The organism is Nocardia colli (assembly GCF_008704205.1).
Taxonomy (GTDB): Bacteria; Actinomycetota; Actinomycetes; order Mycobacteriales; family Mycobacteriaceae; genus Nocardia; species Nocardia colli.
Genome location: NZ_VXLC01000003.1, coordinates 794,813 through 807,920, shown reverse-complemented (window position 1 = coordinate 807,920; position 13,108 = coordinate 794,813). Strand labels below are relative to the sequence as shown.

Here is a 13,108-nt window from a genome sequence, read left to right as displayed (position 1 = left end):
CGCCGGATTACCAGGGCGAGGGGCGGTAGTCCTTGAGGAAGCAGCCGTGGAGGTCGATGCCTTGCTCGCCTTGCACGATCGGGTCGTAGACGCGGGCTGCGCCGTCGACGAGGTCGAGGGGGGCGTGGAAGCCTTCCTCGGCTAGGCGGACCTTGGTGTAGTGCGGGCGTTCGTCGGTGATCCAGCCGGTGTCTACTGCGGTCATCAAGATGCCGTCGGCTTCGAGCATTTCGCCTGCGCTGGTGCGGGTAAGCATGTTCAGTGCGGCCTTGGCCATGTTGGTGTGCGGGTGGCCGGGGCCTTTGTAGGCGCGGGCGAACTGGCCTTCCATCGCCGAGACGTTGACGATGTATTTGCGCCGGGCCTGCGCCGCCGCCATGGCGGGGCGCAGCCGGGAGACCAGGATGAACGGCGCGACCGAATTGCACAGCTGCACTTCGAGCAGCTCGGTCGGGTCGACCTCGGCTACGGTCTGCACCCAGCTGTTGGTGTGGGCCAGATCCGGCACCAGGCCGCCCGCGTCGATCGCGATGCCGCGCGAAATGCGTTCGGGCGTGGCCGATCCCGCGACCAGCGCGAGTTCGGCGATGTCGGCCGCGGACAGTGACGGGGTGAGCGAGGCGGTGAGCGCGGTGGGGTGCGCCTGCATCGTCTTGCCGAACGTCACCACGTCGGGCAGCGCGCCGGCGGGCAGCGGACCGGACTCGGCGTCGACCAGCGCGCTGTAGGAGCCGGGGGAGCGGCGCACGGTCTGGGCGGCGTTGTTGATCAGGATGTCGAGCGGGCCCTGCGCCGCGACGTCGTCGGCGAGCGCGACCACCTGCGCCGGATCGCGCAGGTCGATGCCGACCACGCGCAGCCGGTGCAGCCAGTCCGCGCTGTCGTCCATGGCGGCGAAGCGGCGGATGGCGTCGTTCGGGAAGCGGGTGGTGATGGTGGTGTGCGCGCCGTCGCGCAGCAGCCGCAGCGCGATGTACATGCCGATCTTGGCGCGCCCGCCGGTGAGTAGCGCGCGCCGGCCGGTCAGATCGGTACGGGCGTCCCGCTTGCTGTGACTGCTCGCGGCACATTCCGGGCACAGCTGGTGATAGAACGCGTCGACCTGCGTGTACGGCTGCTTGCAGATGTAGCAGGGCCGCGCCCGGATCAGCGTGCCCGCGGTCGCCCCGCGCGCGTTCGAGGCGAGCGGAATGCCCGCGGTCTCGTCGTCGATCCGCTGCGGCGAACCGGTGGCGGTCGCGGCGATGACCTCGCGGTCCGCCTCGGCCACGGCCGTCCTGGCTTCGATCCGGCGGCGCTGCTTGAGCTTTTTGAACATGTGGCCGACCGCGCGCTGCACCGCCACCGAGTCGGGATGCTCCTTCTCCAGCTGCCCGGCCTGGTCCAGTACCCGCAGACAGGTCGCGAGCTCGTCCGGATCAATCATGCTTTCGGCCATCGGTGGTACAGGCATCCTTCGGTGAGCTGGGAAATCGACCCGACCATTGTCGCAAACTCCGCGACCTGGTTGCCGCCCGGTTACCTCTCGGTGGTTTACGCGCGCAGCAGCGCCATGGTGGTGGCGGCCGTGTGCTTCAGCAATTCGACGACCTCGGGCACCTTGATGTCGGTGGTGGTGACCACCGAGGGCGGGTGCAGCCAGCTGATCTCGAAGGTGGTCCAGCCGTCTCGGATGGCCAGGGTCACGCCGGTGTTCTGCGCGTGCTCGGTTTCCTTGCGCACGAGGTAGGCCTCGTCGCCGATCCCGTCGAGCTTGCTGACCCGATCGTCCTCGGCGAGTTCGGCCTGCGTCCAGGTCTCGAACCGGGCGGTGAACTCGGGCGCGGGATCGGCGCGCTTGTGCACGGCGGCGTTCACCATGAGCGTGGTGTCGTCGGCGCGCTCGCTCGGTCCGGGCGGAGCGAGGCGGATCGTGCAGTTCATCGTGTCCAGGGCCGGGTGCAGGCGGGTTTGGTGCAGGGGGTAGCGCAGCGTCGCCGAACTGGAGGGCGCCAGCACGAATCCGGCATGCAGGTAGGGCGCGGTGTCGGTGATCGCGCACAGATTGTCGACGTAGTGATAGCCGCGCAGGTCCGGCGTCGGCGCCGCGGGATGACTGTCGGACACGCCGAGCACCGCCACGACCACCAGCGTCGAGACGCCGGCCAGCGCGCCGAGCGTCCAGAGCCGACCTCGGTTGCCGCCCGGCGGTTTCCAGCGGCGCAGCGGTTGCGGCGGCACCCGCCCGTCCGGGTACGGCCGCATCGCGCCGATCGGCGTCAACGGTTCGTGCAGCCATCCGGCGTTGCTGAGGCTAGGAGGCCTCTGACCAGCCGGTCCCATCATGGGGCGAAAGTATCACCTCGGCGCGGGCACCGCCCGGCGTTCGAGTCAGGCCGGATCCGCGCGCAGTCCCTCGGCCGCGGCGGTGCGGCCGCAGGTGTCCGCACGGTCGGCCAGCCGGGTGCGCAGGGCATCGGGGATTTCCGCGCGCACCTCGATCAGTCCCTGCCACACCACATCTGGGGTGTCGGGGGTCAGCGCGGCGAGGAACTCGTCGAGATCGTCCATCCCGTCGATGAGTTCGAGCACCCGCGCCCGCCCGTCGGGATCCTGCGCGAGCGCGATATCGACCAGGGTGTCGATGTTCTCGCTGCGCGCGGCGACGAGCACCGCGGCGAGCATCTGGTCCTGGCTGAGCTCGCCGATGCACGACGCGAGGATCGGCGTCGCCGAGTCGGGCAGCGCGTCCACCAAAGGCAGTGCCTGCGACCAGAGTTCGTGCTCGGCGGTGGTACTGATCACCGCGCGCAGTACGTCGGGGTTCCGCATGATCGGCAGACCGGCCATGCGGCGGCGATCGGTGTCGGTCATGGCGAGCGCGATGGGCAGCATGGAGTTCCAGAGGCCCGCCGAATCCGCCTGGGCGACAAGTTCACCCAGTTCCTCGTCGGACTTGTCCGCCAGCCGCGCGGCCAGAATGGACAGCTGCGCCGGCTGGAGGTGCACGACGAGCGGCAGCAGATCGAGCCAGAAACCCTTGTTCAACGCGGCGTTCATGATCGAGGCGAGCACCGATTCCTCCTGTACCGCAGGCCTTTCGGCGAATGCGCGCAAGCTGTCCGCGTTCATCGCGCTGGTCACCGGCAGCAGCGAGTCCCAGGCGTCGAGCGTACGGACCGCCTCGATGAGGCCGTCGAGCACCTCGCCGCCGAGTCCGGCCGCGATATCGCCTAAAGCAGCGCGGTTTTCGTGGCCGACGCTGTCGAGCAGGTCGATCCCCTCGGCCCAGAGGTCTTGTTCGTGCGCGGTGCGGATCACCCCGGCGAGCCGGTCGGTGACCAGTGCCATCAGCCGGTCCAGTGCGGACTTGTCCTCCATGAGGAAGCCGACCCGCAACAGGTCCGCGTCGCCGAGCACCGGCGCCGCGGCGCGCATCGACTCCTCCGGGACCACGCCGACGAACCGGCTCATCGTCACATGGTCGTTCTGGCGCAACAACTCTCGCGCCACCTCGACGACCAGCTTCGCGGGTACCGCGGCGATGATGTCGGCGGTGCGCCGCGGGTCGAGCTGGATCGCGGTCTCGGCGAGGAACCGGGCGGGCAGCGCCTTGGCGATATCGACCGCCCGGGACGGCTCGACCGAACCCGCGACTGCCGCGCACAGCACCGGGCCGAACGCGCGCTCGGCCGCCTTGGCGCTGATCGCGGTCGGCACCAACTTCGTCGCCGCGGCAACGCGTTTCATCCGCGCGGCGTCGCGGTCGAACAGTAGATCGGTGGCGCGTTCGCGGAAGCTCCGAATCGCCTCCGGCGAAAGGCCGTTGAGGAAGTCGAGCGCGGCCGGGTCGGAAATGTCGAGCAGGCGAGCGAGTTTGGTGGTCTCGGCCCGCGCCATTAATTGCGCGCTCACGACTGCGCCTCGCTGGCGCTCGGCTCCGTCGTGACCGCGCAGGCGGCTGTGTTTTCGGTTCGCACGCTCACAGCCCCAACGCCCGTTTCACCGTCGGGCGCATCAGCCGGGGGATGAGCTGGAGCGAGGACTCGACCGCCGCGCCGAGGCGTTCACCGCGTGCGGTCACCGCGTGGCGCAGCAGGCGGTCGAGTTCGGCGAGATCGGAGTCGGTGAGCCGGTCGAATTCGTCGGGCAGTGGTGCGCCGAGGGTGCGGATCAGCCGCTGGGCTGCGTCCGGCATGAGATCTCCGTATCGGTTATGTGGAAGAGCGGTGCGATCAGCTGCTGCGCGGAGTGATCGCGGCGTGGTCGGCGCGCATGTCGTCGACGAAGTTGGCGATCGCCTCGGCGACCAGCAGCGGCTCGGTGACCGGCAGCCAGTGATCGGCCGGGACGGCACAGCGCCACAACCGGTCCACCCAGCGCGTCGAGGTGTCATAGATGGAGGCGGGCACGAACGGGTCGGTGGTATCGACGAGCAACTGCACCGGCACCGCGGTGCGCCGAACCCGCGGCTTGCGCAGATGATGCAGCAGGTTGGCCTGGGCGATCCGGCCGCCGGCGAGCAGATCCGTGCGCCAGGTGCGCGCGATCCGCGCGGGCAGCGGGGAGAGGCCGCCGAGCCGTTCCACCACCAGCGTGCGCACCCGCGGCGGATAGAGCCTGCGCGCCACCGGAATCGGGCGCAGCGTCCAGCGCGCACCGCTCAACCACCAGCCGAGATCGCCCGCGCGCAGCTTGGCGTGCGGCGCGACGGCCCGCAGCCACAGACCGAGATGATCGAGGTTCGGGCCGGAAATCGCGGTGAACGAGGCGATCCGGGTGTTCGCCCGCGGATCGCACACAGCCTCCCACAGCTGCACCGCGCCCCAGCCGTGCCCGCAGGTGTGCACCGGGCGCTTCGGGCTGGCCGCGTCGATCACCGCGAAGAAGTCGGCGGCGAGCCGGTCGAGCCGGAAGTCCGCGAGCAGTGCGGGAGTGGCCGAACGGCCGTGGCCGCGCACGTCGTAGGTGATCACCCGGAAGCCGTCGGACAGCAGCGCGGCGACCGTGGCCCACACCCGATGGGTGTCGGTGAGCCCGTGCACCAGGACCAGGGGTGCGGCGGCGGGGTCGCCCCATTCGTAGACGGCGAGTTCGGTGCCGTCGGCGGTCACCGTCCACTGCCGGTCCGGGCGGGGCGTATCGGTGTCGAGCTGGTTGGTCATCTTGTTGCCTCGTTCGGGTGCGGGCTGCCGGACGGTCACGCGGTGGTCGGCCGGGCACTCGCGACTGTGCGCGGAATGCTGGAACGCTCGACCCGTACCGCTAGTACGTTTTCCGATACTGACAGTACGAAGAAATCCCCGAATGCGGGAGGGCTAGCCGCAGACTATGGCGTACCTCACGCAAATATCCGTACCAGCGGTACGTGTATGCTGCGGTCGTGCCTCGTCCCAGCGTCCGTTCGACGACCTTCCGTGCGGAGATCGTCGACGCCGCGATCCGGGTGATCGACCGGGACGGGCCGCGGCCGAGCATGGACGACATCGCCCGCGAGGCCGGCATCACCAAGCCCCGCCTGTATCGGCAGTTCGCCGACAAGGCCGACCTCTACACCGAGATCGGCAACCGGATGGCCAAGGCCGCCGCGGCCGCCGCGGGCAACGATCTGACGCTCATGCTGCAACCGCCGCGACTCGCGCTGCGCCGGGTGCTCACCGGATACGCCGACAGTATTCTGCAGCATCCCAACGTTTTTCGCTTCCTGGGCCAGGCACAGGTGACTCAGCAGTCCGACGGAACGGTATTGCAGTTCGACCTCGGCCGGGCCGCGTCGGATCGCTTCGCCAGGCAGGCCCGCGACATCGCCGAGTCCATTCCGATCGACACCGAGGGCATCGATTACCTGTCCCGCGCCGTGGTCGGAGTCGTCGTCTCGATCACCGACCTGTGGCTGGCCGACACCGTGGTGCCGCATCCGGCGCGCACCGCCGAGTTCATCGATCAGGCCACCGAGTTCGTCTGGGGCCTGATCGACGGGTTCCTGCGCAGGCAGGGCATCTCGGCCGATCCGGAGACGCCGATCTTCACCTCGCTCGCCGCCGTCAATCAGGCACAACAGCCCGCAAGCTGACCTCTGCCAGGGCATATCCCGCCGGCCGGTCGAACGCGTGTCCGTCTTGTTGACACTCTGCCAATAGTGCGACAATCTGATGGCGAGGACCGGCACGGACGCCGGGAGAGTTGCGAGCAAAGGATTCGATGATGGCACGCGCCGCATGGAGTGACGACGAGGTCGAGGCGGTCCGCGACCTGGCGAAGGCGTTCTTCGAGAAGGAGGTCGTCCCGCACGAGGAGAAGTTCGTCGCGCAGGGCCATCCCGATCGCGCGCTGTACAACCGGGCGGGCGAGCTCGGCCTGCTGTGCACCGCGATCCCGGCCGAATTCGGCGGGGGCGGCGGCACTTTCGCGCATGAGGCGGCGATCATCGAGGAGCAGTCCCGGGCCGGCGACGGCTCGATGGGCATGCCGGTGCACAGCTCGATCATCGCGCCGTACCTGAAGGAATTCGGTTCTGCGGAACTCAAGCAGCGCGTGCTGCCCAAGGCGGCCAGCGGCGAGATGGTGCTCTCCATCGGTATGACCGAGCCCGGCACCGGCTCCGACCTGCAGAACATCAAGACCCGCGCGATCCGCGAGGGCGACGAATATGTCATCACCGGCTCGAAGATCTTCATCACCAACGGCTGGCTCTGCGACGGCATCATCATCGCCGCCAAAACCGACCCGACCAAGGGCGCGTCCGGCGTCTCGCTGATCTTCGCCGACGTCTCCGACGACACCCCCGGCTTCAAGCGCGGCCGCATCCTGAACAAGATCGGCGGCAAGGCCCAGGACACCGCCGAGCTGTTCTTCGACGGACTGCGGGTGCCCGCCTCGAACCTGCTCGGCGAGGCCGAGGGCCAGGGCTTCTATCAGATGATGCAGATGCTGGCCCAGGAACGCCTGGTCACCGGCATCATCGCGGTCGCCATGATGGAACAGGCCGTACAGCTCACCATCGATTACACCAAGGGCCGCGAGGCATTCGGCAAGCCGCTGTTCGCCATGCAGAACACCAAGTTCGAGCTGGCCGAGTGCGCGACCATCGCGAAGATCAGCCGCACCTTCCTCGACGACTGCATCGTCAAGCACCTGCGCGGCGAGCTGGACATTCCCACAGCGGCGATGTCGAAATATTGGCTCACCGACCAACTGGGTATCGTGGTTGACCGCTGCCTGCAACTGTTCGGCGGCTACGGCTACATGACGGAGTATCCGATTTCGCAGCTTTATACCGGCGCCCGCGTCCTGCGCATCCTCGCGGGTAGCAACGAGGTGATGAAGGATCTCATTGCCCGGTCTCTCTGATACGACGAGCGAGCCCACCGCTCGCCGGACCGCCGACGACGCCGCGCCGGGTGCACCCACCCCCGCGGCCGCCGTCCCCGTGACGCGTCGCCGCCGGCTCGAACCCGACGAGCGGCGGGCGCAGATCCTGGCGTGCGCGATCGACATGTTCGGCGAGCGCCCGTACGCGGCCGTCTCCACCGCCGAGCTGGCCCAGCGCGCCGGGGTGGCCCGCGGGCTGATCAACCACTACTTCGGCAACAAGCGCGACCTCTACCTCGCGGTGGTGCGCCGGATGGTCACGCTGCCGAAGCTCGACGACATGATCGTGCCCACCGGCACCGAGCGCGAGCGGGTGGACGCGAGCGTGCACTGGCTGCTGGACACCATCGCCGAGCACGGCAGCACCTGGGTGAAGGTGACCAGCCACGAGGGCGTCGGCAACGACCCCGAGGTGCAGCAGATCCTCGATCAGGCCGACGACGCGGCCGCCGAACGACTGCTGCTGATGGTCGGGCTCGCCGATTCGGCACGCAGTGCGGCATTGCGCGCGATGGTGCGCGCCTACGGTGGTTTGGTGAAAGTGGCCGGGCGCGAATGGATCACCCGCGGCACGCTGACCCGTCCGCAGGTGCACGAGCTGCTCGCCGACATGCTGATGACGCTGGTCACGGAGTCGCTGCCGAAGGTGGACCGCCACACCTGAGCGTGGCGGTCCGTGCGCCATCTAGGCGAACGCGTCCGGCGTGCTGTCCGGCGGTTCCATGCTGTAGCGCACCGGCCGCCGGTGGCCAGGCGCGTGACCGAGCCTGCCGTACTTGCGCTCGATCACCTCCTCGCGCCGATGCTCGACCACCAAGGCGCCGAGGCCGAGGATCCACAGCGCGGCGGTGATGATCGCGCCGGTCTGGGTCCACTCGTCGAAGCCGTAGCCCGCGGCGGTGAGCGTGCAGGCCAAAGCGACGATGCCGAGCGCGCACAGAATGAGACCGGGAACGTTGTAATTGTCGCCGAGCAGATCCCCGGCCTGAGCGTGCCAAGGCCGATTTTCCTGGCCTTCGGAGTCGGTGCTACCGAACATGGATCCTCCTGGGAGTCAGCGCAAGATCAGTGACACTTTCGGATCAGCATGAACCTCCGGCGGGGAAAACGGCTAGTAATTGGACGTTTCAGATGATGTCGCGCCGTTCGGCCCCTATTGTTGGTCGGGATATCGGGGCGGGTCCGGGCAGTCCGAGGTTCCTGCACGGTGGTTGGTGTGGAGAGGGACCTGGCATGGCACGGGCGGATCGCCGTGAAAGTGAACGTTGGCCTGCGGCTCAACCGGACGATCGGTGGCCAGCGGCGGGCGAAGAGGAACAGTGGGTCGTCGACCCGGAGCCCGAGTGGCAGGAACCGGCGCCGAGCCGGCGGCGGACCGGCCGGTTGCGGGTGGAGATTCCGCCGATCGTGAATCCGTACGCGATTGTCGCGTTGGTGGCGGCCTTGGTCGGATTGTTTCCGGTCGCCATCGTTTTCGGCTTCATCGCGTTCTCCCATCCGCGCGGCCGGGTGATGGCGATGTTCGCGTTGCTGATCGGGGTCGCGGAGGTGACGGCGCTGGCCGGGCTGGTGGTGGTGTCCGGAAACATGTTGCCCGACTCGCTGACTCGCGCGGACAAACCCGCGGCGAGTCTCACGGCGCAGTCGACGGTCGATCAGGTGCCGCAGCCGACTGTTCCGGCAGCACCGACCGCGGCGGTGACCACGACGGCCGGCCCGCCGACGACAACCCAGAGCAACCTGAAGAAGGGTGCTGCGTGCACCGAGGGCCAGGTCGGGCAGATCGGCAACGCCGCGGACGGGACCACTCTCATCTGCTTACTCAGCTCCGGCACCTACCAGTGGGCCGGGCCGTACACGGTCTCCACGGTGGTTCAGCAGGCCGGAGCGAAATGCGATGGGAGCGCGGCGAAAACCGGCCGGACCGCGGACGGTCGCGCGCTGGTCTGTGAGAGCGCGGGCCGCAGCGGCACCTGGGTGTTATGGACCGAGTAGCGCGCTACTCCTCTTTCTTGGCTCGACTCGGCTGAACGCGCGGCGGCTCGTTCGGCATCTTCGGATACTGCGGCGGCCACGGCGCATCCATCAAGCCCGAGGCCATATCGCGTTCGGACATCTCCAGCAGCGGCGCGATCGACTGCGGTGCGCGATCGGCCCACGGATCACCCAGCTCGGCCAGCCGGGCGGGGACGGTGGCGATGGTCAGCTCGTCCGGGACGACGGTGTCCAATTCCGACCAGGCGATCGGCGTGGACACCTGCGCGCCGACTTTCGGCCGCACGCACCACGCGCCGAAAACCGTTTTGTGCGGGGCATTTTGGTTGAAGTCGACGAACACGCGATTGCCGCGCTCTTCCTTCCACCACTGCGCGGTGATCTCCTCGGGATGCCGGCGTTCCAGCTCCCGCGCGAGCGCGACGGACGCGGCGCGCACCTGGTAGCCGTCCCAATTCGGTTCCAGCGCAACGTAAATGTGCAGACCGCGCGAACCCGAGGTCTTGATCCTGGACTCGATGCCCAATTCGACGAACAACTCTCGGGTGAGCACGGCGGCGTGCTTGAGATCGTCGAAGGTGATGCCGGGGGAGGGGTCGAGGTCGATGCGCAGCTCGTCGGCGATCTTCAGGTTGTCCGCCCGATTCGGCCACACGTGAAAACCCAAGCAGCCCTGGTTGACTGCCCACAGGATGTGCGCGAGATCGTGCGCGACGAGCGCGTCGGCGGTGGTGCCGTTGGGCGTGGACACCTCGACGGTGTGCAGCCAGTCCGGCGCGGATTTCGGCACCCGCTTCTGAAACCACGACTTTCCGGAGGCGCCGTCGGGATAACGTTCCAACAGCAGCGGCCGGCCGCCGACCACATTCAGGAACGGTTCGGCGACCGCCTGGTAGTAATGCACCAGATCGAGTTTCGTGTCACCGCGCTTGGTGAAATACACCTTGTCGGGATTGCTGATGGCGACGGTGCGCCCATCGACCTCGATATCGACTGACGTACTCACTTCGCCTCACTGAAGATCGCGCTCAATTCCGCGGGCGGTGCCTCGTCGAGCTGAGCATAGGTACACGATTCCGGCGTGCGGTCGGTGCGGAAACGGACCAGCCGGCCGCCGTGGCGCAGCCGCCCGGACTGCACGTGCTCGTAGCGCACCTCCGCGACCAGTTCGGTGCGCAGTGCTTCCCATGAAAGGTCTTTGCCGCCGGTCCAGCGGCTGACGCCGCCGGGCATCTTGCCGTCGGCCCTGGCCTGCGCCGCGGCGTCGGCCCATTCGCGCCACGGGTGGTTTTCCAGCGCGTTCTCGCGCAGCGGGGCCAGTTCGTCGACCAGTTCCTTGCGCCGGGCCGCGGTGAAGCTGCTGGCGACGCCCACGTGGTGCAGGCTGCCGTCCTCGTCGAACAGGCCGAGCAGCAGCGAGCCGACGCCCTCGCCGTCCTTGTGCCAGCGGAATCCGGCGACCACGCAGTCGGCGGTGCGCTCGTGTTTGACCTTGAGCATGACCCGTTTGTCCTGGAGATAGGCCAGGTCGTTGGCCTTGACCATGACCCCGTCGAAGCCGGCGCCCTCGAATCTGGTGAACCAGTCCTCGGCGACCGCGGGATCCTGGGTGATCGGGGTGAGGTGCACACGCGCGAGCTCGGTATCCAGGATGGTTTCCAGCAGCCGCCTGCGCTCGGCGAACGGTTCCTCGGTGAGGTCCTTGTCGCCGAGAGCGAGTAGATCGAAGGCGACGAAGCTGGCTGGCGTCTCCACGGCCAGCTTGTTCACCCGGGAGGCGGCGGGATGCAGCCGGTTCTGCAAGGTGTCGAAGTCCAGGCCCTCGTCGGTGACGATGACGATCTCGCCGTCCACCACGCACCGATCCGGCAGCGCCTGCTTCAGCAACTCGGCGACCTCGGGAAAGTACCTGGTCAACGGGCGGTCATTGCGTGAACCGAGCTCCACCTCGTCCCCGTCGCGGAAGACGATGCAGCGGAATCCGTCCCACTTCGGCTCGTAGCTGAGCCCGGCCTCGTGTGGCACTCCGGACGTGGTCTTGGCCAGCATCGGTTTGACGGGCGGCATCACCGGTAGGTCCACGCGATCCTCCTCGGATTCGGTTCTCACCGGTACCGACGGCCTGACCGCGCAGAACTCATCGGTACTCGCCGATGATCGTAAGCGCCGCATCCGACAAGATCGCGGATGCGGCGCTACGAGGCCGGTTCAGGCGTCCAGCCAGCCGTGTTGGTCGGCGAACACGGTGAGCCGGTCGCGGATGGTGAGGATCTCGCCCGCGGTCAGCGCCGGGCTCGCGTCGAGGAGTAGCTCGGTGATCAGGCGTTTGTGTTCGGCGGCGGTCAGCTGTCCGGAATTCGACCGATGCTTGGACTTGTGCGGGGCCGGCGGCGGACCGGGCTGGCCACCGACCACGCTCAGATTCACCGCCTTCGGTCCGCGATCACCCTCCGTCATGTCGAATTCGAACACCCTGCCCTGGCGCAACTCGTCTTCATCCAGGCCGATGTCGTTGACGTGCACGAATACGTCCGGCCCGCCGTCCTCCGGTCGAATGAACCCGAATCCCCGAGAGCTGTCGAACGACACCAATTTCCCGATGGACACCAACACCCGCTCCTCGCCGCGCCGTCACTACCCGGTCACCTTAGCCCGCGTTATCGTTGTCGTTGGACGAAAGCGCCTTTTGCAGTGAATTGAAAACGGTGAGTCCCTGACCGACCATTCCGTTGACGAGTTCGCTCACTCCGTCCGGCCCGTTGAGCACGGTCAGATTCGCGCCCGCCAGGCCGTTCGAGGCCTGCTTGACGATTTCCGGAAGTTGTTCGATCAACAACTGGTCCAACGCGATCCGGTTGTTCGACGCGGCCGCGGCGGCCTGGATCCGGGTCCGGTCGGCCTCCGCCTCGGCCAGGATGCGCACCCGTTCCGCTTCTGCCTGAGCAGGTTTCACCACTTCGGTCTGCAACTGCTGCTCGCGCAGCTCCGCGGTCTTGCGGGCCTGCTCGGCCTGCGCGGTGAGCACCTCCTGCAAGGCCATCGCCTCGGCGAGCGGACCCGCCTGTGCCGCTTCGGCATTCGCCTTATCGATGTCGCGCTGATACTGCGCGCGCAGGATCGCGGTCTCCCGCTGATACTCCGCCTGCCTGCGCAGCGATTCCTGCTCGGCCTGTGCGGACAGCTGCGCCGCTTGCGATTGGGCGATCTGCGCGTCGCGCTGCACGGACGCGTTGTGCGGCGCGGCGAGCGCCTGGATGTAGCCGAGGTTGCCGTCGTCGATGGACTGGATCTGGAAGGAATCCACCCAGAGCCCGATATTGCCCATCTCCACCTTCGAGGCGACCAGCACCTCGTCGGCCAGCTTCTGGCGCTCCCGGATGATCTCCTCGACCGTCATCGAGCCGACGATCGAGCGCAGATGACCGGAGAAGATGCGGCCGGTGAGCACCGACATCTCCCGTTCCTGCTCGGACAGGAAGCGTTGCGCGGCATTGACGATCGAGGTGGTGTCGTTGGCGACCTTGAACGCGATCACCGCGCGGACCTCGAGCTGAATGGCCTGCTTGGTGACGCAGCGCTCCTTGATCTCGGCCTCGAACATGGCCAGCGACAGGTAGCTGACCTTGCGGAACAGCGGGACCACCCAGCTGCCGCGGCCGATCACCACCTTGAACGGCGCGTTGTCCTTGCTCTTGGCGCCGCTGATCAGCATCGCCTCGTCCGGGTCGGGTACGTGATAACCCAGCACGGTTGTCTCCCTTAC

14 protein-coding genes are annotated in these 13,108 nt (G+C 67.8%); 4 read left to right on the top strand and 10 right to left on the bottom strand.

What is annotated here, in order from left to right:
• Positions 1–7: 7 nt before the first annotated feature.
• From F3087_RS10455 to F3087_RS10435, 5 genes are all read right to left on the bottom strand, one after another.
• Positions 8–1,438, bottom strand: a complete 1,431-nt coding sequence (locus F3087_RS10455) for an SDR family NAD(P)-dependent oxidoreductase (RefSeq protein WP_150401622.1) — start codon at positions 1,436–1,438, stop codon at positions 8–10.
• Positions 1,439–1,533: 95 nt separating this feature from the next.
• The gene (locus tag F3087_RS10450; protein ID WP_150401621.1) at positions 1,534–2,325 is read right to left on the bottom strand and encodes a hypothetical protein; all 792 of its coding nucleotides are present in this window, start codon (positions 2,323–2,325) and stop codon (positions 1,534–1,536) included.
• Between the two features lie 45 nt (positions 2,326–2,370).
• Complete coding sequence (locus tag F3087_RS10445; RefSeq protein ID WP_150401620.1) at positions 2,371–3,894, bottom strand: hypothetical protein; 1,524 nt, start codon at positions 3,892–3,894, stop codon at positions 2,371–2,373.
• Positions 3,895–3,961: 67 nt separating this feature from the next.
• A complete protein-coding gene (locus F3087_RS10440) occupies positions 3,962–4,177 on the bottom strand; it encodes a hypothetical protein (RefSeq protein WP_150401619.1) in 216 nt (71 codons plus the stop codon).
• Positions 4,178–4,214: 37 nt separating this feature from the next.
• A complete protein-coding gene (locus F3087_RS10435) occupies positions 4,215–5,144 on the bottom strand; it encodes an alpha/beta fold hydrolase (protein ID WP_150401618.1) in 930 nt (309 codons plus the stop codon).
• A 218-nt stretch (positions 5,145–5,362) separates the two neighbouring features.
• Here F3087_RS10435 and F3087_RS10430 point away from each other — a divergent pair, with 218 nt between their 5' ends.
• The 3 genes from F3087_RS10430 (at position 5,363) to F3087_RS10420 (ending at position 8,014) form a co-directional block, all read left to right on the top strand.
• On the top strand, positions 5,363–6,052 hold the full coding sequence (locus F3087_RS10430; RefSeq protein ID WP_223884977.1) for a TetR/AcrR family transcriptional regulator: 690 nt from the start codon (positions 5,363–5,365) through the stop codon (positions 6,050–6,052).
• Between the two features lie 131 nt (positions 6,053–6,183).
• Complete coding sequence (locus tag F3087_RS10425) at positions 6,184–7,329, top strand: acyl-CoA dehydrogenase family protein (RefSeq protein ID WP_150401617.1); 1,146 nt, start codon at positions 6,184–6,186, stop codon at positions 7,327–7,329.
• Positions 7,313–8,014, top strand: coding sequence for a TetR/AcrR family transcriptional regulator (locus F3087_RS10420; RefSeq protein WP_150401616.1), 702 nt, complete (start codon positions 7,313–7,315; stop codon positions 8,012–8,014). The genes F3087_RS10425 and F3087_RS10420 overlap by 17 nt, the downstream gene beginning before the upstream one ends.
• Positions 8,015–8,035: 21 nt before the next feature.
• On the opposite strand, the gene F3087_RS10415 is transcribed toward F3087_RS10420, so the two are convergent.
• Entirely contained in the window at positions 8,036–8,389 is a 354-nt protein-coding gene (locus tag F3087_RS10415) for a hypothetical protein (RefSeq protein WP_150401615.1), read from the bottom strand.
• 194 nt (positions 8,390–8,583) lie between these two features.
• On the opposite strand from F3087_RS10415, the gene F3087_RS10410 reads away from it, so the two are divergent.
• On the top strand, positions 8,584–9,345 hold the full coding sequence (locus F3087_RS10410) for a DUF4190 domain-containing protein (protein WP_150401614.1): 762 nt from the start codon (positions 8,584–8,586) through the stop codon (positions 9,343–9,345).
• A 4-nt stretch (positions 9,346–9,349) separates the two neighbouring features.
• Here the strand turns inward: F3087_RS10410 and ligD are convergent, their stop codons facing one another.
• The 4 genes from ligD to F3087_RS10390 form a co-directional block, all read right to left on the bottom strand.
• On the bottom strand, positions 9,350–10,351 hold the full coding sequence (gene ligD, locus F3087_RS10405; protein ID WP_150401613.1) for a non-homologous end-joining DNA ligase: 1,002 nt from the start codon (positions 10,349–10,351) through the stop codon (positions 9,350–9,352).
• Positions 10,348–11,427, bottom strand: coding sequence for an ATP-dependent DNA ligase (locus F3087_RS10400; protein WP_191093881.1), 1,080 nt, complete (start codon positions 11,425–11,427; stop codon positions 10,348–10,350). The genes ligD and F3087_RS10400 overlap by 4 nt, the downstream gene beginning before the upstream one ends.
• A gap of 126 nt (positions 11,428–11,553) precedes the next feature.
• Positions 11,554–11,958: a cold-shock protein gene (locus F3087_RS10395; RefSeq protein WP_150401612.1), complete on the bottom strand. Its 405-nt coding sequence runs from the start codon at positions 11,956–11,958 to the stop codon at positions 11,554–11,556.
• A gap of 34 nt (positions 11,959–11,992) precedes the next feature.
• Positions 11,993–13,093: an SPFH domain-containing protein gene (locus F3087_RS10390; RefSeq protein ID WP_150401611.1), complete on the bottom strand. Its 1,101-nt coding sequence runs from the start codon at positions 13,091–13,093 to the stop codon at positions 11,993–11,995.
• Positions 13,094–13,108: the final 15 nt, after the last annotated feature.